This is a genomic window from Azospirillum sp. (assembly GCF_035628975.1).
Lineage (GTDB): Bacteria > Pseudomonadota > Alphaproteobacteria > Azospirillales > Azospirillaceae > Azospirillum.
This window is the reverse complement of the sequence record NZ_DASPIS010000103.1, coordinates 80,123-101,478: the sequence shown is the minus strand read 5'-3', so window position 1 is coordinate 101,478 and position 21,356 is coordinate 80,123. Positions and strand designations below refer to the sequence as shown.

The window sequence follows — 21,356 nt, the reverse complement described above, 5'->3', positions numbered from 1 at the left end:
TGAGGGGGACGCGGGGCAAGGATTCTCGGAAGGGCGCGCAGTGTATCCCCCTCACCCCGCCCCTCTCCCCGGGGGGGAGAGGGAGGAATCCATCACCCGCGTCTCCACCGTCCAGCCCGTCCCGTGCGCCGCGATGGCGGCGACGGTGCCCGGAAGCACCCGGCGGTCGAACAGGCTCCAGTCCGCCGGAACTCCCACATCCCCCCGCAAGCCCTCGCCGATCTCCAGCAGGGCCGGCGGCGCGCCGGGCATGACCTCCACCGCGAACTGGTCGAGCGGCATCGACAGCCCGACGCCGGCCGCCTTGATGAAGGCCTCCTTCCGCGTCCAGGCCAGCAGGAAGCCCTCGTCCCGCCGCTCCGGCCCCAGCGCCTGCAGGGCGGCACGCTCGGTGGCGTGGAAGAAGCGGTCGGCGATGCCGTCGGCGCTTTCGATCGGGCGCAGCCGTTCGATGTCGACGCCGATCCGCCCCTCCGCCGCCACCGCGATGGCAAGGCTGTCTTCGCTGTCGCTGAGGTTGAAGGAGGGACCGCCGGGCAGCGCCGGCTTGCCATGCGTGCCGTAGTCGAAAACCAGTTCTGCCGGATCACGGCCGGTGCAGCGCCCCAACAGCAGCCGCAACAAGCCCCGGCGCAGCACGAAGCGGTCGGTCAGCCGTTCCATCAGAAACCGGTCGGCGCGCTCCACCTCGTCGGCGGACAGCAGGGCGCGCATCGCCGGCCTATGGACCGACAGCCCGGTCAGATCGGCGAACCAGACGCGGACGACTCCGGGCCTCAGATCATAATCGCCGGCGCACCCGCCCGCCGCCACCGTGACGCTCGTGTCATGCATCGGACAGCGATCCTCCCTCTTGAATTAGCGTCCTGGCTCCGGCAGGGGTTTCGGGTATCATGCGCGCCTCTCGCATCCGCCCCTGCATCCGGACCAGGATCCCATGGTTGACACCGCCCTGCTCGCCCCGCACCTGACCAACGTTCTTCGCGACGCCTTCATCCCGGAGCTGCCCAATCATTACCGCGGCAAGGTGCGTGAAAACTACGACCTTCCGGATGGGCGGCGGATCCTCATCACCACCGACCGGCTGTCGGCCTTCGACCGCGCCCTGACCGCCATCCCGTTCAAGGGGCAGGTGCTGACCCAGACCGCGCGCTTCTGGTTCGAGGCGACGAAGGACATCTGCGCCAACCACGTCCTGGAATACCCGGACCCCAACGTCGTCGTGGCGAAGCGGCTGACCATCATGCCGGTCGAGGTCGTGGTCCGCGATTACATGGCCGGCACCACCGGCACTTCGGTCTGGTCGATGTACAAGCAGGGCCGGCGCGAGATGTACGGCCACATCTTCCCCGACGGGCTGCGCCAGAACCAGAAGCTGGGCACCCCCATCATCACGCCGACCACCAAGGCCTTCGACGCCGGCCATGACGAGGAACTGACCGCGACCGAGATCGTGGAGCGCAACCTGCTGACCCGCGCCCAGTGGGACGAGGTGTCGGACAAGGCGCTGGCCCTGTTCGCCCGCGGCCAGAAGATTGCGGCGGAACGCGGCCTGATCCTGGTCGACACCAAGTACGAGTTCGGCTTCGACGAGGACGGCAACATCCTGCTGGCCGACGAGATCCACACCCCCGACAGCTCGCGCTACTGGTTCGCCGCCAGCTACCAGGAGCGGTTCGAGGCCGGCGAGAAGCCGGAAAGCTTCGACAAGGACTTCGTCCGCAACTGGGTCGTCGCCCGCTGCGATCCCTACACCCAGGACGTTCCGGAGATCCCCGGCGACGTGGTTCTGGAAGCCGCCCGCGTCTACATCGAGGCCGGCGAGACCATCACCGGCCGCCCGTTCGAGGTGCCGGCGACCGCCGTCCCGATCCTCGACCGCATCCGCGCCAACCTGGCGCCCTACTTCACGAAGTAAGAGGGCGGGCTCCATGCGCGTCGCCATCCTCGACGATTATCAGGGGGTCGCGCGCGACCTCGCCGACTGGGCGCAGTTGCCGCCGGGGAGCGACCTGACAGTCTTCGACAAGCCGCTGGGCGATGAGGCGGCGGTGGCGGCGGCGCTGGAGCCCTTCGACGTGCTGGTGATCATGCGGGAACGGACGCCGTTCCCTGCAGCGCTGATCGACCGGCTGCCGAAGCTGAAGTTGCTGGTCACCACCGGCGCCCGCAACAACGCCGTCGACCTTGCGGCCTGCGCCGCCCGCGGCATCCCCGTCTGCGGCACCCGCATGATCGGGACGCCGACGGCGGAACTGACCTGGGGCCTGATCCTGGCGCTGGCCAAGCGCATCCCTGCGGAAGAGAGGGCGCTGCGCGAGGGGCGCTGGCAGACCGGGCTGACCGGAGATCTCGGCGGCAAGCGGCTGGGGCTGGTGGGCTTGGGCAAGCTCGGCAGCAAGGTCGCCCAAGTCGGCCAGGCCTTCGGCATGGAGGTGGTGGCCTGGAGCCCCAACCTGACCGACGAGCGCGCCGCCGCGGCCGGCGTGACCCGCGTCGAAAAGCGCGACCTGTTCGCCAGTTCCGACGTGGTCAGCGTCCATCTGGTGCTGAGCGAGCGCACCCGCGGCGTGGTGGGTGCGGCGGAGATCGGCGCGATGAAGCCGACGGCTTTCCTCGTCAACACATCGCGCGCCGGGCTGGTGGACGAGGCGGCGCTGGCCCATGCGCTGCGCCACGGCCATATCGGCGGCGCCGGCATCGACGTCTTCCCCATCGAACCCCTGCCGAAAGACAGCCTTTGGCTTGACCTTCCCAACACCGTGCTGACGCCCCATCTGGGCTACGTAACGCGGGAGAATTACGCGGTGTTCTACCGCGACGCGCTGGAGGACATCCTGGCCTGGACGGCCGGTTCACCGGTGCGGCTGCTCTCTCCCGGCTGAACGGGAAACAGAGACGGAGGGCACCGGTGAGCTGGCGGGACAGGGTTGGAGACGGCGTCCGGGGCGGCATCTGGGCAAGGATGGGCAGGCACCAGCTGGGCATGCTGGTCGGCATGTCGGTGGTCGCCGGCCTGCTGTTCGGCTTCGTCGAACTGGCCGGCGAGGTGATGGAAGGCGAAACCAGCGCCTTCGACAAGCGTCTGCTTCTGGCTCTGCGCGACCCGCTGAACCCCGAACAGCCCGGCGGCCCCTGGTGGCTTTCCCGCGTGGCGCGCGACATCACATCGCTCGGCAGCACCACCATCCTCACACTCGTCACCGTCGCCACGCTGGGCTTCCTGCTGCTGCTGCACAAGCGGGCGGCGGCGCTGCTGGTCCTGGTGTCGATCGGCGGCGGCGGGACGCTCAGCACCCTGCTGAAGATGCTGTTCGACCGCGCCCGCCCCGATCTGGTGCCGCACGGCGATCAGGTGATCTCCGCCAGCTTCCCCAGCGGCCACGCCATGCAGTCGGCCGTGGTCTATCTGACGCTGGGCGCGCTGATGTCCCAATTCGTCGAGGGCCGGCGGACCAAGGCCTATCTGCTGACCTGGGCGATGCTGCTGACGCTCGTCATCGGGTCGAGCCGCGTCTATCTGGGCGTCCATTGGCCGACCGACGTACTGGCCGGCTGGAGCGTCGGCGCTGCCTGGGCGGCCTTCTGCTGGATGATCGCCGAATGGCTGCAGCGCCGCGGCGCGGTGGAGCAGGACCGGCCGGAGGCGACGGCGGGGCGCTGATCGGGCAGCATCGCCGAAAGGGTTAACAAGCGGGTTGAATACGGACGCCTGCCCGCCGATAGTGTCGGCCCTAACCCTTTCGGATCAGGCCGCATCATGCCTCACGGCACCCTCGACCGCGAAACCCTTGAAGCCGTCGGCGTCCTTGCCCGCGCGGTGGAGCGCGAGCGGGTGCCCGGCGTCCTTGAATGCCGTCTGCTGGCCAACGCCCTGAAACGGACGCTGGACAGCGGGCGGGAGCGCGAGTTGACCGAGGCGTCGCGCGTCTTCCGCACGCTCGACACCGACCTGCGTGATCGCATCGTCGCCCGCGCGCGGGTGGAGGCGCAGCAGGCCCGTGCGGAAGCGAAGGGCAAGACCACTGACCGCGATGCGGTGACCCAGGAAATCCCGGCCGTCACCCGCCATGCGCCGGACCAGAAGGGCCGCGAACAGAAGGGCCGGGCCGGCACCAACTTCCTGGCAGCCCTCAACGGCCTGCGTCCGGCGGCGACCGCCGGCAGCCGGGGTGCCGCCCGCGACCGCCTGCGCGCCGCCGTCGACACGCAACGCCGCGTCGGGCAGCGGGTGGAACCGACGTTGGAGTGAGTGAGCGGGCGCGGCTCGGGCCGGCGCTTTACCCCTGCCCCAGCGCGCAACGCGCAGCGGCCAAGTCCCACGCCGCACAGCCGACGCTCTTGAACAGGCGCGGGCGACCGTCCGTCGCACGGCTGTCCAGCGCATCGACCAGCGACTTCACCGTCACCCAGTCCACGCCGGCCTGGATGAAGTCGCCGGCCTCGTGGCGGGCGCCGGCGGGATCGTCGACGAACAGCTCGCTGCCATGGACGGCGGTCGGGCCGAACTCCGCCATTTCCGGCTTGAAGGCACCGACGCCGACCAGCAGGCGGTCCGGGCGCGGCGTCTCGTCATAGATGGGGGACAGGCTGGTGGTCAGCGCGATCACCACCTCCGCCGCGGGATCGACCGCACCGCTCATCGGGCGCAACTCCACCCCCTGCCCGTCCTGCCTGGCGCAGAAAGCGGCGGCGCTGTCCAGGCTGCGGCTGTGGACATCGATGCGGATGCCGGGATAAAGCGCCGCGAGTGCCGCCACATGGCCGGCCGACTGGGTGCCGGCGCCGAGCAGCGCCACATGGCGCGGGGCCGGAGCCAGCGTGCGGATCGCCAGCATCGACACGGCGGCGGTGCGGCGCGCGGTGACGGTCGGGCCGTCCAGAATAACCTGGGGGGCGCCGGTCGCGGCGTCGAAGGCGCTGACCACGCCATGGATGGTCGGCAGTCCCTTGGCGCCGTTGCCGGGGTTGACGTTCACCAGCTTGTGGATGGCGATGTCCGCCGCCGTGGCCGGCATGGACAGCAGCACGCCGCCATCCGGCAGCGGCAGCACCTGCCGTTCCGGGCTGGTGATGCGGCCGGCGGCATAGTCGCGGGCGGCTGCGGCCACCGCGTCGCACAAGGCGGGGAAAGGAAGACGGGCGGCGGTCTGTTCGGCGGTGAGGACAGCGAGCAAGGACACGGTGAGCGGCTTCCTCTCTCATGAGTTGGGAAACGGTCAGGCGCGGGCGCGCTCGATCTCCACGCCGACGCTGGCGGCGTCGGGGAAGACGTCCAGCTTTTCCACCCGCACCTTGGCCATCGTCACCCGCGCGTCGGCAAGGCAGCGTTCGGCGATGCGCTCCGCCAGCGTTTCCACCAGCGTGACGTGGCCTTGGGTGACCACGCCCTTGACGATGGTCGCCATGTCCTCGCCGGTGACGCCGGGGGCGATCACCTCGAGGTCAAGGTTCAGGCGGATGCGTTGCGGCTTCAACCGCTCATGGGCATAGACGCCGATCAGCGCGTCCATCACCAGATCGCGCACGAAACAACGGGTGGACAGCGCCGCCGGGGCCGAGCGCGGCACCGGGGCGGTGACGGTGGCAAAGAGCTTGTTCATGGACGAAAGCCCTAACACGGCGGCGGCGCCGCTGCCAAGCGACCGTCCCCGCCCGCGACCATGCCGGAAGGACAGGTCTGGAATGGACTCAGTGCATTTCCGAGCGGATGCGCTCGCGCAGCACGTCGATCGGGCGCAGATCCTCGCCCTCCTCATAATGCCAGAAGGTCCAGCCGTTGCAGGCCGGCAGGCCGGCCATGGCGGCACCCACCTGATGGATCGAACCGCGATGGTCGCCGCGCGGGCCGGATCCGATCAGCGTGCCGTCGGCGCGCACGCGGGCGGCGACACGGCGGCGCTGGTCGAACAGGGTCGAGCCGGGGCGCAGAAGCCCGCGTTCCACCACCCAGCCGAAGGGGATGCGCGGCGCGCTGCGCTTGGGCGGGGTGTCGAGGATGGCCGCCTCCGGCGCCTCCTCCACCGCGTCGATGCGGGCCTGGGCCGCCTTGACGTAAGTGTCGTCGCGCTCCAGCCCGATCCACTTGCGGCCGAGCCGCTTGGCGACCGCGCCGGTGGTGCCGGTGCCGAAGAAGGGATCCAGCACCACGTCGCCGGGGCGGGAGGAGGACAGGATCACGCGGTACAGCAGCGATTCCGGCTTCTGCGTCGGATGGGTCTTCTTGCCGTCCTCGTCGCGCAAGCGCTCGCCGCCGCTGCAGATCGGCAGCAGCCAGTCGCTACGCATCTGAAGATCCTCATTGAGGTTCTTCATCGCCTCGTAATTGAAGCGGTAGCGGGCATCCTTGTCGCGGGCCGCCCAGATCATCGTCTCGTGGGCGTTGGCGAAGCGGGTGCCGCGGAAGTTCGGCATCGGGTTGGTCTTGCGCCAGACGATGTCGTTCAGAATCCAGAAGCCCAGATTCTGCAGCGTGGCGCCGACGCGGAAGATGTTGTGATAGCTACCGATCACCCACAGCGAGCCTTCCGGCTTCAGGATGCGGCGGGCGGCCGTCATCCAGTCGCGGGTGAAGCGGTCGTAAGTCTCGAAATCGTCGAATTTGTCCCACTCGTCATCCACCCCGGCGACGCGGGTGTGGTTCGGCCGCAGCAACTCGCCACCCAACTGCAAGTTGTAGGGCGGATCGGCGAAGACGAGATCGACCGACGCGGGCGGCAGATCGTTCATGAGAGCGATGCAATCGCCGACCAGGATACGGTTTTCAGGGAGCATTTTACGACCGGCAAAGAACTGAAACTCGGCCGGACAATGAGTCGCGGCCGAGTCGCCGTCAACAGCTTTCTTTGCCAAGTGACGAACGCTCAGCCGCTTAGTGCCTTTTGGCGTTTCACTGGTGCAAAACTGACTCGGTGATGTGACGTGACACCATGGCGGGTCAGCGCGTCCAGATGCTCGGGCGTCGGATAGCCGGCATTTCGATCCCATCCATAGTGTGGATACTGGACCGACAACCGCAACATCTCGGTGTCGCGCGCCACTTTGGCGAGAATAGAGGCGGCGGCGATGGACTGACTGCGGCTGTCGCCCTTGACGACCGCCACCCTCTCGCACGCGATGTCCGGGGTGAATTTTCCATCGACCAGCGCCGCATCGGGGGCCGGGCCGGGCAGCGCCAGATAGGCCCGCTTCATCGCCAGAAGCGTCGCCTTGTGGATGTTCAGTTCGTCGATCTCCGCCGCCGACGCCTCGGCGATGGCGAATGCGAGCGCATGCGCCCGGATCGCCGGCTCGATCTCCTCGCGCAGCCGGCGGGTGACGGCCTTGCTGTCGTCGATCTGCGCCGCGATCTCCGGCGGCAGCCCTTCGGGGGCCAAGACCACGGCGGCGGCGACCACCGGGCCGCAGAGCGGGCCGCGGCCGACCTCGTCGATGCCGCAGACGCGGCGGCCGGGACCGAATCCGGCCTCCAGCGACAGATCGGGGCGCTGCCGGGGAGCGGCTGCTTTGCGGGGCGCTTTGGCAGGCATCGGGGGACGGCCTTCCGGAAGGGGTGGGATGGGGCCGCTTGATAGCGGCAGCGGATTCCGGGCGCAAGGCCGCGGCCATTTGCGTCAACCAAGCTCTTGAGAAGCGGCGCACGGCTGCGCTATGGATGCGCCCCGCGACGACGGACCACGCCATCACCCGAGAGCAGGCCATGACCGACACGACCCAGACCGCCGCCGAATGCCCCTGCCGTTCCGGCAAGCCGCTGGACGCCTGCTGCGGTCCCTATCTGGCCGGCATGCCCGCCCCGACGGCCGAAGCGCTGATGCGTTCGCGCTATTCGGCCTTCGCCACCGGCAACATCGATTACCTGCACGACACGCTGCTGCCCAGCACCCGCGACGACTTCAACCGTGAAGAGATCGAGACCTGGGCCAAGAACAGCGTCTGGACCGGCGTGGAGATCCGCTCCACCGAAGCCGGCCAGCCCGGCGACAGCGAAGGCATGGTGGAGTTCGTCGCCCGTTTCAGCATGAACGGCAAGCCGATGACCCACCACGAGACCAGCCGCTTCACCCACCAGGACGGCCGCTGGTTCTATGTGGACGGCCAGCTGGGCGCCCGCCCGCGCAGCGGCCCGAAAGTCGGCCGCAACGACCCCTGCCCGTGCGGCAGCGGCAAGAAGTACAAGAAGTGCCACGGCGCCTGAGCCTGCACGCCTGACGGCCGCACCCTGAGTCGCGGTTGAGTCGTCACGCTGCACCTGCACAATTTCGGCGAAATCGGCCCGCCCCGCCCATCCATTGGGCGGCGGCGGTGTTTTTGTTGTGCGCGCAGGGTCGAATCACGCAATGACGATTGAATTATGGGTCGGAACCGATCATCCTTCGATGGCCCTGTTCCGGGTCTCCCTCTTTGGTGCTTTGCCGGGATGGGGTTTAACACGACAGATGAGACGATACTGATGTTCGACCGTCCGCAGCGCTCTTCCTTCCGCGCTCCTGAAATCACCCAGCGCGACATCCGCGCCACCGTCAAGTGGTTCAACGCCACCAAGGGCTTCGGCTTCGTCACCCCCGACGACGGTTCGCCCGATGCCTTCCTGCATTCCACGGTTCTGCAGTTCTGCGGACACGACAGCCTGCCCGAAGGCGCGACCATCACCTGCGACCTGTCGCGCGGCCCGAAGGGCCCGCAGGTCGCCACCATCCACGCGGTCGACACCTCGACCGCCGCTCCGAGCCGCCCGCGCGCCCCGCGCGAGCGTGACAGCTGGGGCAACGACGGCGGCTACGGCGGCGGCAACAGCTACGGCGGCGGCAGCCGCGGCGGCTACGGCGCCGACAGCTACGGCGATTCGGACAGCGGCGAGACCGTCGACGGCACGGTGAAGTGGTTCAACGTGTCGAAGGGCTTCGGCTTCATCGCCCCGTCGACCGGCGGCAAGGACATCTTCGTGCACATCCGTGCGCTGGAGCGGTCGGGCATCAGCGGCCTGGACGACGGTGCGCAGGTCCGCGTCACCATCCGCCAGGGCGCCAAGGGCCCCGAGGCGCAGCGCATCGAGATGGCCTGATCTCTCATCGGTCGTTGTGATGTGAAAAAGCCCCCGCTCCGCTGGAGCGGGGGCTTTTTCATGCCCGCAACGCGGCGGTGAGGCGCTTTAAAGCGAATTTGTATTCGCTTTAGAGTCACACGACCTCATTCGCCGGTCGGGCTTCGGCCGCATGAGCGGCCGGGACCGCCGTCGCGGTCCAAAGCGGATTGCAATCCGCTTTAGGAATCCAGGGAAGGCGCGCCGTCGTCCAGGGCCGAGTCCCAGTAATGGCAGGCCACATGGTGGCCGGGCGCCACCTCCTCCAGCGGCGGGACGGCCTGGGCGCAGAAATCGCGGGCCAGCGGGCAGCGTCGGCGCAGGGCGCAGCCGCCGGGCGGGCTGAAGGCCGACCGCGCGTCGCCTTCTAGGGCCGGGCGTTCGCCGCGGGCCGCGGCCAGCATCGCCCGGCTGTAGGGATGCAGCGGCACCGTCCGCAATGTCTCGGAATCGGCGCTCTCCACCACCCGCCCCGACAGCATGACGATGCCGCGATGGGCATCGCGCAGCCCCTCCAGGTAGCGGTCGGTCGCCAGCACCAGCGCCAGACTGCGCCGGTCGCGCACCGCCGTCAGGCGATCGAGGAAGGCTTCGCGCTCCTCCGCCGACAGGCTGGCGGCGGGATCGTCGGCGATCAGCACCCGCGGTTCCGGCAACAGGGCGCGGGCGAGCCCGGCATGGGCGGCCTCCGCCTTGCCGAGACTGCCGGGCCAGCGGAGGGCCGTGCTCTGGCGCAGGCCGGCCTCCTCCAGCGCCTCGTCGATGCGGCGGTCGCGGCGCTCCGCCGGAATGTCCGGACGCAGGCTTTCCAATGCCAGGGCGAACTGGTCGCCGATGGTCATGGCCGGATCGAAGGAGGGGGCCGGGTCGGGGAACAGCGGCTGCAGGTCGCGCCGGGCGCGGCGCAGGCCGCCGGGATCCGCATCCTCCCCCGCCGCGTCGGCCGGCGGCGCCGCAGCGGCGGCAAGATCGCGGCCCATCCACACCACCGCCCCCGCCGTAGGCGGCGGCAGGCACAGCAGCGACCGGGCCAGCGTCGCCTTGGCGCTGCCGGTTTCGCCCAGCAGGGCCAGCGTCTCCCCCAGGCCGAGATCCAGGTCGATCCCGTGCAGCACGGTCAGCGCCCGCGGTTCCCCCTTCGGACCGGGGGCGAGCGGATAGGCCATGCCGACGCCGCGGGCATGCAGGCGGGCGGTCCCCGGCGCGTCCATCGGCGCCACGGGGGCGATGCGCGGCGGCTCGTAGGGCAGCAGACGGCCGCGGCGCAGGGACAGCACGCGGTCGGCGGGGCCGGCCACGCCGTCCTCCGGCCGTCCGGCCAGGATCAGCGCCACCCCGTCCGCCCGCGCCCAGTCGGCCAGCCGGTGGAGAAGCCGCAGCCGGACGGTCGGGTCCAGCCCGGCGGCCGGCGCGTCGGCCAGCAGCACCGCCGGCTTCACCGCCGCCGCCATGGCGAACAGGCAGGCCCAGCGCAGGGCGTCCGGCAGCTGTTCGGGGGGCAGGTCGAACCGGCGGGCGGCGGGCGGCACGCCCATGCGGTCCAGCCCGTCCGCCGTCCGGCGCAGAGCGCCGCGCAGGTCCAGCCCCAGATGATGGCCGACCACCTCCGCAACCTGCAGGGCCAGCGGCCGGCGCGGCGCCAGACGCCCGCCCTGGGCGATCAGCAGGCGCCCCTCGACATGGGCGCTGCCGGCCATGTCCACCCCGGCGAGCGGCTGGCCGGCGAGCGCGCCGAGCAGGGCGGTCTTGCCGCTGCCGGCACCGCCGGTGATCGCCAGCACCTCCCCACGCTCCACCCGCAGGGTGGCGCGGTCGAGCAGGACGCGGTCGCCGACCATCAGGGTCAGCGCCTCGGTCTCCACCGGGGCGGGCTTGGGCGTGGGTTTCGGGGCGATGTGGTTCATGGCCTACGGTTTCCCGCCACCGCGGCATCGGCGATGGCGCAGGCGGCCCAGAGGGCGAGCGCCAGCAGCAGGGCCGGCGGGACGAAGGCCACCGGGTCGCCCAGCCGCGCGGCAAGCCCGACCGAGGCGCCCCAGCTGCCGAGCGCCGGCGGCAGGCCGAGGCCGAGCAGGCTGGCCGCACTCTCCGCCGCCAGCACGCGCGGCAGGGCCAGAGTCCCGGCGGCCAGCAGCGGGCGTGCCGCGTTGGGGATCAGGTGGCGGCGCAGCACCTCGCCCTCCGACAGGCCGGCGGCGCGGGCGGCGGTCAGAAACTCCGCCCGCAGCAACGCCGACATCTCGGCATGGGCGAGCGCGGCGACGGCGGGGGCGGCGGTCAGCGCGGTGACGACGGCCAGCGGCCCGACCTCCCCCACCAGCCCGCCGGCAAGCGGCACCAGCAGGGCGAGCGGCAGGCCGGCCAGCCGGTGGGCGGCGGCGATGGTCCGCCGCTCCGCCCTGGTGCCCGACAGCTTGCCGAGCAGCCCGGCCAGCAGCGCCCAGCCGACGCCCAGCGCGCCGCCCAGCACCGCGGCCAAAAGCGCGAAAGACAGGCTGCCCCGCCCGTCGAGCAGGGCGGCGGCCACCGGATCGGCGTCCAGCCGCTGGATGGTGGCCCCGTCGGCCATCAGCGGCGCGGCGGCCGAGGCGAGCGCCAGGGCGACCAGCACCGCGGCCCCCGACAGGCCACGGGCGAAGCCGGCGCGCGGCGGCACCGGGTGGGGCGGCACCGGGTGGGACTGCGGTGATTGGTCGAACTCGGCCATCGAATCCCTTCGTCCGTCACGCCCCGTCATAGGGCGTGGAGCTGTGATTGGCCGGATCGATCCAGTCGCGCACGGCGAGGCCGAGAGCACCCAGCAGCGCGGTCAGCCCGCAGAGCGCCACCAGCACCGGCAGCGATCCCGCCGCCGATCCGCCGCGGGCGGCGTCGATCATCAGCGCCCCCGCCCCCGGCAGGTCCAACAGGCTTTCCAGCGCCACCGCCCCCACCACCGCGGCCAGCACCGCGGCGCGCAGGCCGCCCATCACCGGGGCGACCGCCTGCGGCAAGGCGTGGTGGCGCAGCACGGTGCGTTCGTCCAGCCCCAGGCCGCGCGCCATGCGCACCGCGCCGCCCTCCGGCCCGGCGCCGAGCGCGCGCTCCATCGCCGGGCGCGACAGCCTCGCCGCCTGGCAGGCGGCGGGTATGGCGAGCGCGGTCCAGCCCAGCGGTGCCGCCGACGCCCCTGCCCGCACGGCGAGCGCCGCGACGGCGGCCAGCAGGAAACCCGGCAGCAGCGGACCCGCCCCGGCGAGGAACCGGCCGATCAGCCCGCCCGCCGAGCGCGGCGCCACCGCCGCCGAGGAACCGGCCAGGGCGCCCAGCGCGGTGCCCACCGCCAGCGACGGCAGAGTCAGCAGCAGCGTCACCGCCAGCCCGCTCAGCAGCGCCGACGCGGCGTCCGGCTGCGGCGCCACCAGCGCCGACAGCCCGATCCCCGCCGCCATCGGCAGGATGGCGGTCGGCACGGCATCGATCAGGCGGCGGATCAGGGGGCGCGGCATCGGAAGAACGGTATCGGGGGAAAACGGCATATCGGGTGCGACATGCGACCGTAAGCGCCCCCACCCCCATGGGGCAACAGAATTAGCGCCGGCCCCGGATCCGCAGCGGAAAAGCCGTCCCGCCCGAATTTTCGACCGGCAGCATGGCCGGGGTGGCTGCAATTCCCGGCGGCTTTCACCAAATGGCTGAGGGCGGGGAAGGAAAGGCCTTCCCAGATGTTATGACCCAGGACACACAGACGACCGGACCCCATGTACGCCCATTCGCCCCAGCCGCTCCCCTCCGCCGGACCGCCGCCCGACGCCGCCGTCCCCGCCGGCGCGCTGCGGCCGATCCTGGAACCGGGACGGACCTGCTGGCGGGTGGAGGAGACGGCGCGGCTGGGCGTCATCGTCGACGGTGAGGATTATTTCGCGCTGGCCAAGGCCGCCATGCGGCGGGCCCGGCGCACGATCTACATGACCGCCTGGGATTTCGACGCCCGCATCCGCCTGATGCCGCAGACGCGCCGCCCGCGCCGGCCCGACCGGCTGGGCACTCTGCTGAACTGGCTGGCGACCACCCGGCCCGACCTGCACATCCATGTGCTGAAATGGGACTACGCCGAGCTGTTCGACCTCGCCCGCTGGTCGCACCCCTTCATGCTGCGCAACTGGCTGACCCACCGCCGCCTGCAGTACCGGCTGGACGGCGACCACCCGACCGGCGCCTGCCATCACCAGAAGATGCTGGTGATCGACGATCAGGTCGCCTTCTGCGGCGGGCTGGACATCACCGCCAACCGCTGGGACACCCGCGCCCATCATGGCCACGACCCGCGGCGGCGCCAGCCCGACGGCAAGCCCTACGAGCCGTTTCACGACGTGATGATGGCGGTGGACGGCGCCGCCGCCCGCGCGCTGGGCGAGATGTTCCGCGAGCGCTGGGCGCGGGCGACCGGCGAAACGCTGCTGCCCCCCGCCCCGTCGCCCGGCCGCCCGCCGCGCCGCCATCCGCTGGCCGCCGATCCCTGGCCGCCCGGCTTCGAGCCGATGCTGCGCGGCGTGCGCGTGGGCATCGCCCGCACCGATCCGGCCTGCAACGGCCGCGAGGCGGTGCGCGAGGTGGAAGCGCTCTATCTGGAGGCAATCGCCCAGGCGCGCGAGGTCATCTATCTGGAAAGCCAATATTTCGCCTCCACCGCGGTGGCCGAGGCGCTGAAGGCCCGGCTGGCGGAGGAGGACGGGCCGGAGGTGATCGTCGTCAACCCGGTGCGCACCACCAGCTGGCTGGAGAACACCGTGATGCTGGGCGCCCGCGCCCGGCTGACCCGCGAGCTGCGCGAGGTCGACCGGCACGGCCGCTTCCGCCTGTTCGCCGCGCTGACCGACGGCGGCGCCTGCATCACCGTGCATGCCAAGGTGATGGTGGTGGACGACCGGCTGCTGCGCATCGGCTCCGCCAACCTCAACAACCGCTCCATGGGCCTCGACACCGAATGCGACCTGGCGCTGGAAGCCGGGCCGGGGCCGGAGGACGCCGAGACCCGCCGGGCGATCCGCCACACGCGCGACGACCTGATCGCCGAGCATCTGGGCACCAGCCCGGCCGCAGTGTCGGCGGCGCACCGGCGGCTGGGCTCGCTCGCCGCGGCCATCGAGTCGCTGCGCAAGCCGGTGGGGCGCACGCTGGAGCCGCTGCACGACCCCGAGCCGGACGGGCTGGCCGCCGCGGTCGCGGACGCCCGCGTCTTCGATCCCGAACATCCGGTCGACGCGGTGGACATCGTGCGCCGGGTGCTGCCGTCGCGGATCCCGCGCACCCGCCACTGGCTGATGCTGGCCGGCATCCTGGCGCTCCTGGGGCTGTGGGGGATGTGGCGCTACACCGCGCTCAGCGAATGGGCGACGCTGGACGCCGTGCTGTCGGTCTTCCGGACCTTGCGCGACAGCCCGCTGGCGCCGCTGTGGGTGATCCTGGCCTATGTCGCCGGCGGCTACGTCATGTTCCCGCTGACCGTGCTGATCGCCGCCACCGCCATCGTGATGGGTCCCTGGTGGGGCTTCCCCACCGCCATGGGCGGGGCGGTCGCCTCGGCGGTGGCGATGTTCTGGACCGGCCGGATGGCCGGACGCGACCTGCTGGACCGCCATGGCGGTCCGCTGATCGCGCGGCTCAACGAGAAGCTGGCGGACAGCGGCATCGCCGCGGTGGCCGGCGTGCGCGCCGTGCCGGTGGCGCCCTACACCGTGGTGAACCTCGCCGCCGGTGCGTCGAAGCTGCGCTTCGGCGATTATGTGATCGGCACCATGGTCGGTCTTGCGCCCGGCATCCTTGCCTTCAATCTGCTCGGGCACCAGCTTGAACGGACCATCGGCAATCCCGGCGCCGCCGACATCGCGCTGCTGGTGGCGATGGGTGCGGTGGCGATCGGGCTCGGCTGGCTGACGAGCCGGCTGCTCGGCCGGTCAGGACGGAAGGTCGGGCGGAAGACACAGGAAAATGGCCGGCAAGACGACAGGCCGGAGGAAAGGATTTTGGAACCGTGATCCGTTTCAGCCGTGAGCGTGTCCAGCGCATCGCCGCCGCGTTGCGCGCAGCCCGTGCCCGCCGTCCCCGCCGCGCCGACCGCCGCAGTTCCCCCGTTCCGGACGGCATGGCCGCGTTCAGCGTCGCCACCTGGAACATTCACAGCTGCGTCGGCCTGGACGCCCGATTCGCGCCCGACCGCATCGCCCAGGTGATCCGCGACCTGGAGGTCGACCTGATCGGGCTGCAGGAGGTCGGCTGGCACCATCGCGGCGAATCGGGGATGGACCAGTTCGCCTTCCTGGAACAGCACACGGGCATGAAGGCCTATGCCGGCCCGACCAAGCACAGCGAACGCGCCCATTACGGAAACTGCCTGCTGACCCGCCTGCCGGTGCGCTCGATGGAGACGATGGACCTCTCCGTCGGCAAGCGCGAGCCGCGCGGCGCCATCGACGCGGTGGTGGAGGTGGAGGGCCGCCTGGTGCGGGTGATCGTCGCCCATCTCGGCCTCGATCCCTGGGAACGGGCCAAACAGGTCGGCGACATAGTGTCGCGGGTGTTGGACCAACCGGAGCTGCCCACCCTGTTCATGGGCGACCTGAACGAATGGACGCCCAGCTCGCCGCGGCTGCGCCATCTGGCCGCCTCCTTCGCCGACGTCGCCAACCCGCGCAGCTTCCACGCCCGCATGCCGACCCTGCGGCTCGACCGCATCTATGTGACGGGAGGCTTGCAAATCCCCGCTTTCGAGGTGGTGCGCAGCGTCCTGACCCGTCGGGCATCGGACCATCTGCCGGTCCGCGCCGTCCTGGCCGTCCCCTGATCGTCAGCCATTCCCCTGAACGTCAGTATGACCAACGGAGTCACGCGCCGGGGTCATAGCGGGATTGTTGCGGTTGATAATTTTTTGTGCACCGCAATGTTCTTTTAACAACAGAGCTTTGCAAATGCGAAGAGGCTCTTGACCTATACGCGACCCCTGACGAAGGATATGGTTGGTAATACGATCAATAAGTGGTCGAAGGAATAACGAACCGGACCAACGTACCCTGGCCGACCGGGGGTAGCCGTGATGTGAGGATCTGACTTGCTGTATCACCTGTACGACATGCAACACGCGGCCATGCGGCCGATGCGTTTCTGGGCCGAAGCCGCCCAGCACACCTTCCAGAACCCGCTGGTTCCGCTGTCCTACACCAAGCTCGGCCGGGCGGTCGCCGCCGGGGCGGAACTGATGGAACGGACGACCCGCCGCTTCGGCAAGCCGGCCTTCGGGCTGGCGGAGACGGTGGTCGACGGGCAGACCGTGCCGGTCACCGAACGGTTCGTCTGGCAGTCGCCCTTCTGCAAGCTGCTGAACTTCGCCAAGCCGGAAGGCACGCCGCGCCAGCCGAAGGTGCTTCTGGTCGCCCCGATGTCGGGCCACCACGCCACGCTGCTGCGCGGCACGGTGGAGGCGCTGATCCGCGACCATGACGTCTACGTCACGGACTGGATCGACGTGCGGCTGGTGCCGATGTCGGCCGGGCGCTTCGACCTGGACGACTACATCGACACGGTGGCGGAGCTGATCCGCGTCCTGGGGCCGAACACCCACGTCATCGCGGTATGCCAGCCGGCGGTTCCGGTGATGGCGGCGGTGTCGCTGATGGCGGCGGCTGACGAGCCGGTTCAGGCCCGCAGCATGACCCTGATGGGCGGCCCGATCGACCCGATGGCCAACCCGACGACGCCGGTCAAGCTGGCGATGGAACACCCGCTGAAGTGGTTCGAGCGCAGCGTGATCACCACGGTCCCGGTCTATTATCCGGGCGCCTTCCGCCGCGTCTATCCGGGCTTCATCCAGCTGTCGGGCTTCATGTCGATGAACCTCGACCGCCACATCAACGAGCATGTCGGGCTGTTCCGCCACCTCGTCCGCGGCGACGGCGATTCGGCCGAGCAGCACCGCCGCTTCTACGACGAATATCTGTCGGTGATGGACCTGTCGGCGGAATTCTACCTGCAGACCATCGAGACGGTGTTCCAGAAGCACGCCCTGCCCAACGGCACCATGGTGTCCCGCGGCCGCAAGGTGGAGCCGGCGGCGATCGCCAAGACCGCGGTGATGACGGTGGAAGGCGAGCTGGACGACATCTCCGCCCCCGGCCAGACCATCGCGGCGCAGCGCCTGTGCTCGTCGCTGCCGGACGGGATGCGCAAGACGCATTTCCAGAAGGGCGTCGGCCATTACGGCATCTTCAACGGCCGCCGCTGGCGCGAAGCCATCCTCCCGGAAATCCGCAGCTTCATCCGGAGCCACGACGGGGAGTGAGGGGTTTGGGGGGCGCGCCGGCTACGGTTGCCCCCTCCCTAACCCTCCCCCGCGTTCCGCGGGAGAGGGGACTGCCGCCGCACTGCAAATTCACCCTCTACCGCCGAAGGCGGGGGAGGGAGGGACCCGCTCGCCAGAGCGGGAGGGAGGGGGCACCCGCAAGGCACCCCCACCCCCTCAATCCACCATCGTCCGCGCCTCGGTGAAGGCATCCATATGCCCCAGCCCGCCGGTCGCGCCGGCCTTCACCCGCATGCCGGCGGTGGCGAGGTGGAACAGGTAGCCGAGCGCGAACAGCGCCACGAACAGCCCGAACACCAGGGCGTTGTAGTAGATCATCGTCACCAGGGCCAGCACCGCCAGCACCAGCGAGATCGCCGGGAACACCGGATAGAAGGGCGCGCGGTAGGGACGCTCCAGCGCCGGTTCGGCGGTGCGCAGGCGGAACAGCGCCGCCATGCTCATGATGTACATGACGATGGCGCCGAACACCGACATGGTGACGATGTTGGCGGTCAGCGGCAGGCCGCCGATCTGGATGAACTCGTCGGAATAGATGGCAGCGATGCCGACCACGCCGCCGGCCAGAACCGCCCAGTGCGGGGTTTTGCGGGTCGGGTGCAGGCGGGACAGCACCGGCGGCAGGAAGCCGGCGCGGGACAGCGCGAAGATCTGGCGCGAATAGCCCATGATGATGCCGTGGAAGGACGCGATCAGGCCGAACAGGCCGATCCAAACCAGCATGTGAAGCCAGCCGCTGGACTCGCCGACCACCGCCTTCATCGCCTGGGGCAGCGGGTCGTTGATGTTGGACAGCGCCTTCCAGTCGCCGACGCCGCCCGCGAAGATCATGGTGCCGAAGGCGAGCGCCACCAGCGTCAGGATGCCGCCGATATAGGCGCGCGGCACGGTGCGCTTGGGGTCCTTGGTCTCCTCGGCCGCCATCGCCGCGCCCTCGATCGCCAGGAAGAACCAGATGGCGAAGGGGATTGCGGCGAAGATGCCGCCGAAGGCATCCATGCTGAAGCTGTTCGACCCGGCCCAGCCGTTGGCGGTGAAGTTCGCCCAGGAGAAGCCGGGGAACACCACGCCCATGAACACCACCAGCTCGAAGATCGCCAGCAGTGTGACGAACAGCTCGAAGGTGGCGGCGATGGACACACCGGCGATGTTCAGACCCATGAAGATGACATAGGCGCCGACTGCCGCCAGCTTCGGGTCGAGCCCCGGAAACTGCACGTTCAGATAGGCGCCGATGGCGAGCGCGATGGCCGGCGGCGCGAAGACGAACTCGATCAGCGTGGCGAACCCGGCGACGAAGCCCCCCTTCGGTCCGAAGGCGCGGTAGCTGTAGGCGAAGGGACCGCCGGCATGGGGAATGGCGGTCGTCAGCTCGGTGAAGCTGAAGATGAAGGTGGTGTACATCGCCGCGATCAGGATCGTGGTGACGAGGAAGCCCAGCGTCCCCGCCGCCGCCCAGCCGTAGCTCCAGCCGAAATACTCGCCGGAGATCACCAGCCCCACGGCGATCCCCCACAGATGGAGCCCGCTCAGGCTCTTGCTCAATTCAGGCTTCGTGTTCCCAGACATGTTGCCTCCTGCCCCTGTTCAAGGCTTTGGATTTAGTGGCGTTGGTTTGGATGGCGGCGCTCTCTCACGGCACCCGGTTTCCTGGCTCGGTCAGTTGGTTTTTCTCGTTGTCCGGACCGGCCAGGGACGGGGCGTCCTCCTTCAGGGCGACCCCCGTCAGCTTCAGCCGCGCCGCCTCGGTTGCGAGCCAGCACAGCTTTTCGGCGGCCGTCCGGATGGACAGGCCGTCGGAATGGATGTTGGAAATGCAGTTGCGTTCGGAATCGGCGCGGCCGGGCCTGGGGTCCCAGGTCAGGTAGACCCCAAGCGATTCCGCGGCCGACAGGCCGGGCCGTTCCCCCACCAGCAGCGCGACGAGCCGGGCGCCCATGGCCGATGCCACCTCGTCGCCCAGCGCCACACGCGCCTGTCCGGCCAGCACCACCGGGCCGATGCGCAGATGCCCCAGCCGCGCCACACAGGCATGGATGAGCGGCGCGGCATTGACCTGCACCGCGGCGGCCGACAGCCCGTCGGCGATCACGAACAGCAGGTCCCACTCACCGCCCGGCAGGGTCGCCGCGCTGGCCGGGTCCAGCCGGCGGCCGAGATCGGGCCGGCGCAGGTAGGTCGGCCGGTCTGATGCCGCGCTGTGGACGCGGATCGTCTCCAGCGGCGCGAGATCGGCGGCCAGCCGGTCGAAATCGACCGCGCTGTGCACCGCATCGCGGGCGCGGGCATGGGCCAGTTGGAACTCCAGCATCGCCTTGGTCGGCAGGGCGTCGCCACTGCGGCCCAAGGCGATGCGGGCACGGGTGGCGCTGCGGAAGCGCGCCCACGGATCTTTCGGAGTCTCGCTCATCGTGCCGCACTCCCCAGCAGGGCGGAGACGACGAGGCTCTGGTCGGGCCAGGGCGGCAGGCGGCGCTGCTCGTCGAGCCAGCCGGCCTTGTCCAGCCACGCCTCGAACTCCGGGGCCGGCGGGCGTTTCAGCAGATGCCGCAGGCCGAGCACGTCGTGGTAGGACAGGCTCTGGTAGTTCAGCATGACGTCGTCGGCGCCGGGCACGGCGATCAGGAAGTTGACGCCCGCGGTTGCCAGCATCGTCATCAGGACATCCATGTCGTCCTGGTCGGCCTCGGCATGGTTGGTATAGCAGACGTCGCAGCCCATCGGCACGCCGAGCAGCTTGGCGCAGAAATGATCTTCCAGCCCGGCTCGCGTGATCTGCTTGGCGTCATAGAGATATTCGGGGCCGATGAAGCCCACCACCGTATTGACCAGCAGCGGGTCGAAGGCGCGGGCGACGGCATAGGCGCGGGTTTCCACCGTCTGCTGGTCGACGCCGAAATGGGCGTCGGCCGACAGGGCGGACCCCTGCCCCGTTTCGAAATACATGACGTTGTCGCCGATGGTACCACGGTTCAGCGATTTGGCCGCTTCCTGCGCCTCGGCCAGCAGCGACAGGGTGACGCCGAAGCCGGCATTGGCCTTCTCGGTGCCGGCGATGGACTGGAACACCAGATCGACCGGCGCCCCGCGCTCGATCGCCTGGATCGTCGTGGTGACATGGGCCAGCACGCAGGACTGCACCGGAATGTCGAAGCGGGTGCGCACGGCGTCCAGCATCTCCAGCAGAGCGATGCAGGCCGGCACATTGTCGGTCGCCGGGTTGATGCCGATCACCGCGTCGCCGATGCCGTAGAGCAGCCCGTCGAGCGTCGAGGCGGCGATACCGGTCGGGTCGTCGGTCGGATGGTTGGGCTGCAGCCGGCTCGACAGCCGCCCCGGCAGCCCGACCGTGGTGCGGAAGCGGGTTACGACCGAACATTTCGCGGCGACGCAGACCAGATCATGGTTGCGCATCAGCTTGGACACCGCCGCCGCCATCTCCGGCGTCAGGCCGGGGGCGAGCGCAGTCAGCGCCGCCGTGTCGGCTTCGTAGGACAGCAGCCAGTCGCGGAACTGCCCGACCGTCATGTGCGCCACCGGCCGGAAGGCGTCCGAATTGTGGCGGTCGACGATGAGGCGCGTCACCTCGTCGGCCTCGTAGGGGACAAGCGCCTCGGTCAGGAAGGTCTTCAGCGGCAGGTCGGCCAGGACCATGCGCGCCGCCACCCTCCGCTCGTCGCTGTCGGCGGCGATGCCCGCCAGCTCGTCCCCCGACCGCCGCGGCGAGGCGCAGGCCATCAGCGCCTTCAGGTCGTTGAAACGGTGGCGTTGCCGCCCCAGATCGCAATGGTACCCAGCCATGCCGGCCTCCCGCCCGTCTCATCCCTGGGGCAAGAGTGGCACGGGACGGACGGCGGGCAGTTGACCGTAGAACACAAAATGCGGTGTTCGACCTTCGTGAGAATTCCTTCTCCCCGACCAGGATCCCCTCTCCCCCCG

Annotated in this window: 20 protein-coding genes; 9 read left to right on the top strand and 11 right to left on the bottom strand. The window is 70.1% G+C overall.

The features are described 5' to 3' along the window. Nucleotides 1-51: 51 nt before the first annotated feature. The gene (locus VD964_RS23410) at nucleotides 52-834 is read right to left on the bottom strand and encodes a 4'-phosphopantetheinyl transferase family protein (RefSeq protein ID WP_324870903.1); all 783 of its coding nucleotides are present in this window, start codon (nucleotides 832-834) and stop codon (nucleotides 52-54) included. Nucleotides 835-937: 103 nt separating this feature from the next. On the opposite strand from VD964_RS23410, the gene VD964_RS23405 reads away from it, so the two are divergent. The 4 genes from VD964_RS23405 (at nucleotide 938) to VD964_RS23390 (ending at nucleotide 4,252) form a co-directional block, all read left to right on the top strand. Continuing rightward, nucleotides 938-1,918, top strand: a complete 981-nt coding sequence (locus tag VD964_RS23405) for a phosphoribosylaminoimidazolesuccinocarboxamide synthase (RefSeq protein ID WP_324870902.1) — start codon at nucleotides 938-940, stop codon at nucleotides 1,916-1,918. A gap of 13 nt (nucleotides 1,919-1,931) precedes the next feature. Then, on the top strand, nucleotides 1,932-2,885 hold the full coding sequence (locus VD964_RS23400) for a D-2-hydroxyacid dehydrogenase family protein (RefSeq protein ID WP_324870901.1): 954 nt from the start codon (nucleotides 1,932-1,934) through the stop codon (nucleotides 2,883-2,885). A gap of 80 nt (nucleotides 2,886-2,965) precedes the next feature. Beyond that, complete coding sequence (locus VD964_RS23395; protein WP_324870900.1) at nucleotides 2,966-3,664, top strand: phosphatase PAP2 family protein; 699 nt, start codon at nucleotides 2,966-2,968, stop codon at nucleotides 3,662-3,664. Nucleotides 3,665-3,760: 96 nt separating this feature from the next. After that, a complete protein-coding gene (locus VD964_RS23390; protein WP_324870899.1) occupies nucleotides 3,761-4,252 on the top strand; it encodes a hypothetical protein in 492 nt (163 codons plus the stop codon). Between the two features lie 28 nt (nucleotides 4,253-4,280). On the opposite strand, the gene lhpI is transcribed toward VD964_RS23390, so the two are convergent. The 4 genes from lhpI to VD964_RS23370 all read right to left on the bottom strand — a co-directional run bounded on the left by lhpI (nucleotide 4,281) and on the right by VD964_RS23370 (nucleotide 7,529). Beyond that, the gene (lhpI, locus tag VD964_RS23385; protein WP_324870898.1) at nucleotides 4,281-5,183 is read right to left on the bottom strand and encodes a bifunctional Delta(1)-pyrroline-2-carboxylate/Delta(1)-piperideine-2-carboxylate reductase; all 903 of its coding nucleotides are present in this window, start codon (nucleotides 5,181-5,183) and stop codon (nucleotides 4,281-4,283) included. 36 nt (nucleotides 5,184-5,219) lie between these two features. Further along, complete coding sequence (locus VD964_RS23380) at nucleotides 5,220-5,603, bottom strand: dihydroneopterin aldolase (RefSeq protein ID WP_085092178.1); 384 nt, start codon at nucleotides 5,601-5,603, stop codon at nucleotides 5,220-5,222. A gap of 88 nt (nucleotides 5,604-5,691) precedes the next feature. Next, nucleotides 5,692-6,774, bottom strand: coding sequence for a DNA methyltransferase (locus VD964_RS23375; protein ID WP_324870897.1), 1,083 nt, complete (start codon nucleotides 6,772-6,774; stop codon nucleotides 5,692-5,694). Between the two features lie 89 nt (nucleotides 6,775-6,863). Continuing rightward, nucleotides 6,864-7,529: a ribonuclease HII gene (locus tag VD964_RS23370; RefSeq protein WP_324870896.1), complete on the bottom strand. Its 666-nt coding sequence runs from the start codon at nucleotides 7,527-7,529 to the stop codon at nucleotides 6,864-6,866. Between the two features lie 170 nt (nucleotides 7,530-7,699). On the opposite strand from VD964_RS23370, the gene VD964_RS23365 reads away from it, so the two are divergent. After that, on the top strand, nucleotides 7,700-8,197 hold the full coding sequence (locus tag VD964_RS23365; RefSeq protein WP_324870895.1) for a YchJ family protein: 498 nt from the start codon (nucleotides 7,700-7,702) through the stop codon (nucleotides 8,195-8,197). 255 nt (nucleotides 8,198-8,452) lie between these two features. Further along, nucleotides 8,453-9,064 carry a cold-shock protein gene (locus VD964_RS23360; RefSeq protein ID WP_324870894.1) on the top strand — a complete coding sequence of 204 codons (612 nt, stop codon included), beginning with the start codon at nucleotides 8,453-8,455 and terminating at the stop codon, nucleotides 9,062-9,064. 200 nt (nucleotides 9,065-9,264) lie between these two features. Here the strand turns inward: VD964_RS23360 and VD964_RS23355 are convergent, their stop codons facing one another. The 3 genes from VD964_RS23355 to VD964_RS23345 are packed head-to-tail and all read right to left on the bottom strand — an operon-like array spanning nucleotide 9,265 to nucleotide 12,570. Beyond that, nucleotides 9,265-10,986: an oligopeptide/dipeptide ABC transporter ATP-binding protein gene (locus VD964_RS23355; RefSeq protein WP_324870893.1), complete on the bottom strand. Its 1,722-nt coding sequence runs from the start codon at nucleotides 10,984-10,986 to the stop codon at nucleotides 9,265-9,267. Further along, a complete protein-coding gene (locus VD964_RS23350) occupies nucleotides 10,983-11,789 on the bottom strand; it encodes an ABC transporter permease subunit (RefSeq protein ID WP_324870892.1) in 807 nt (268 codons plus the stop codon). Before VD964_RS23350 ends, VD964_RS23355 begins: the two co-directional genes overlap by 4 nt. A gap of 16 nt (nucleotides 11,790-11,805) precedes the next feature. Continuing rightward, nucleotides 11,806-12,570: an ABC transporter permease subunit gene (locus VD964_RS23345; RefSeq protein WP_324870891.1), complete on the bottom strand. Its 765-nt coding sequence runs from the start codon at nucleotides 12,568-12,570 to the stop codon at nucleotides 11,806-11,808. 252 nt (nucleotides 12,571-12,822) lie between these two features. Between VD964_RS23345 and VD964_RS23340 the strand changes: the two genes are divergently transcribed. The 3 genes from VD964_RS23340 (at nucleotide 12,823) to VD964_RS23330 (ending at nucleotide 17,396) form a co-directional block, all read left to right on the top strand. Further along, nucleotides 12,823-15,099, top strand: a complete 2,277-nt coding sequence (locus tag VD964_RS23340; RefSeq protein ID WP_324870890.1) for a VTT domain-containing protein — start codon at nucleotides 12,823-12,825, stop codon at nucleotides 15,097-15,099. Beyond that, the gene (locus VD964_RS23335; RefSeq protein WP_324870889.1) at nucleotides 15,096-15,905 is read left to right on the top strand and encodes an endonuclease/exonuclease/phosphatase family protein; all 810 of its coding nucleotides are present in this window, start codon (nucleotides 15,096-15,098) and stop codon (nucleotides 15,903-15,905) included. The genes VD964_RS23340 and VD964_RS23335 overlap by 4 nt, the downstream gene beginning before the upstream one ends. A gap of 264 nt (nucleotides 15,906-16,169) precedes the next feature. Further along, entirely contained in the window at nucleotides 16,170-17,396 is a 1,227-nt protein-coding gene (locus tag VD964_RS23330; protein ID WP_324870888.1) for a polyhydroxyalkanoate depolymerase, read from the top strand. A gap of 177 nt (nucleotides 17,397-17,573) precedes the next feature. Here the strand turns inward: VD964_RS23330 and eat are convergent, their stop codons facing one another. The 3 genes from eat to VD964_RS23315 all read right to left on the bottom strand — a co-directional run bounded on the left by eat (nucleotide 17,574) and on the right by VD964_RS23315 (nucleotide 21,218). Next, on the bottom strand, nucleotides 17,574-18,986 hold the full coding sequence (gene eat / locus VD964_RS23325; protein ID WP_324870887.1) for an ethanolamine permease: 1,413 nt from the start codon (nucleotides 18,984-18,986) through the stop codon (nucleotides 17,574-17,576). 64 nt (nucleotides 18,987-19,050) lie between these two features. Further along, the gene (gene eutC / locus VD964_RS23320) at nucleotides 19,051-19,827 is read right to left on the bottom strand and encodes an ethanolamine ammonia-lyase subunit EutC (RefSeq protein WP_324870886.1); all 777 of its coding nucleotides are present in this window, start codon (nucleotides 19,825-19,827) and stop codon (nucleotides 19,051-19,053) included. Continuing rightward, the gene (locus VD964_RS23315) at nucleotides 19,824-21,218 is read right to left on the bottom strand and encodes an ethanolamine ammonia-lyase subunit EutB (protein WP_324870885.1); all 1,395 of its coding nucleotides are present in this window, start codon (nucleotides 21,216-21,218) and stop codon (nucleotides 19,824-19,826) included. Before VD964_RS23315 ends, eutC begins: the two co-directional genes overlap by 4 nt. Nucleotides 21,219-21,356 lie beyond the last annotated feature (138 nt).

What these genes read in the sequence shown, in the direction of transcription:
- VD964_RS23405 (WP_324870902.1), top strand. Translation starts at nt 938, where the DNA reads ATGGTTGACACCGCCCTGCTCGCCCCGCACCTGACCAACGTTCTTCGC.
- VD964_RS23315 (WP_324870885.1), bottom strand. Translation starts at nt 21,218, where the DNA reads ATGGCTGGGTACCATTGCGATCTGGGGCGGCAACGCCACCGTTTCAAC.
- VD964_RS23410 (WP_324870903.1), bottom strand. Translation starts at nt 834, where the DNA reads ATGCATGACACGAGCGTCACGGTGGCGGCGGGCGGGTGCGCCGGCGAT.
- VD964_RS23350 (WP_324870892.1), bottom strand. Translation starts at nt 11,789, where the DNA reads ATGGCCGAGTTCGACCAATCACCGCAGTCCCACCCGGTGCCGCCCCAC.
- VD964_RS23365 (WP_324870895.1), top strand. Translation starts at nt 7,700, where the DNA reads ATGACCGACACGACCCAGACCGCCGCCGAATGCCCCTGCCGTTCCGGC.
- VD964_RS23370 (WP_324870896.1), bottom strand. Translation starts at nt 7,529, where the DNA reads ATGCCTGCCAAAGCGCCCCGCAAAGCAGCCGCTCCCCGGCAGCGCCCC.
- eutC (WP_324870886.1), bottom strand. Translation starts at nt 19,827, where the DNA reads ATGAGCGAGACTCCGAAAGATCCGTGGGCGCGCTTCCGCAGCGCCACC.
- VD964_RS23360 (WP_324870894.1), top strand. Translation starts at nt 8,453, where the DNA reads ATGTTCGACCGTCCGCAGCGCTCTTCCTTCCGCGCTCCTGAAATCACC.
- VD964_RS23340 (WP_324870890.1), top strand. Translation starts at nt 12,823, where the DNA reads ATGTACGCCCATTCGCCCCAGCCGCTCCCCTCCGCCGGACCGCCGCCC.
- VD964_RS23390 (WP_324870899.1), top strand. Translation starts at nt 3,761, where the DNA reads ATGCCTCACGGCACCCTCGACCGCGAAACCCTTGAAGCCGTCGGCGTC.
- VD964_RS23375 (WP_324870897.1), bottom strand. Translation starts at nt 6,774, where the DNA reads ATGCTCCCTGAAAACCGTATCCTGGTCGGCGATTGCATCGCTCTCATG.
- eat (WP_324870887.1), bottom strand. Translation starts at nt 18,986, where the DNA reads ATGTCTGGGAACACGAAGCCTGAATTGAGCAAGAGCCTGAGCGGGCTC.
- VD964_RS23400 (WP_324870901.1), top strand. Translation starts at nt 1,932, where the DNA reads ATGCGCGTCGCCATCCTCGACGATTATCAGGGGGTCGCGCGCGACCTC.
- VD964_RS23380 (WP_085092178.1), bottom strand. Translation starts at nt 5,603, where the DNA reads ATGAACAAGCTCTTTGCCACCGTCACCGCCCCGGTGCCGCGCTCGGCC.
- VD964_RS23345 (WP_324870891.1), bottom strand. Translation starts at nt 12,570, where the DNA reads ATGCCGCGCCCCCTGATCCGCCGCCTGATCGATGCCGTGCCGACCGCC.
- VD964_RS23355 (WP_324870893.1), bottom strand. Translation starts at nt 10,986, where the DNA reads ATGAACCACATCGCCCCGAAACCCACGCCCAAGCCCGCCCCGGTGGAG.
- VD964_RS23395 (WP_324870900.1), top strand. Translation starts at nt 2,966, where the DNA reads ATGGGCAGGCACCAGCTGGGCATGCTGGTCGGCATGTCGGTGGTCGCC.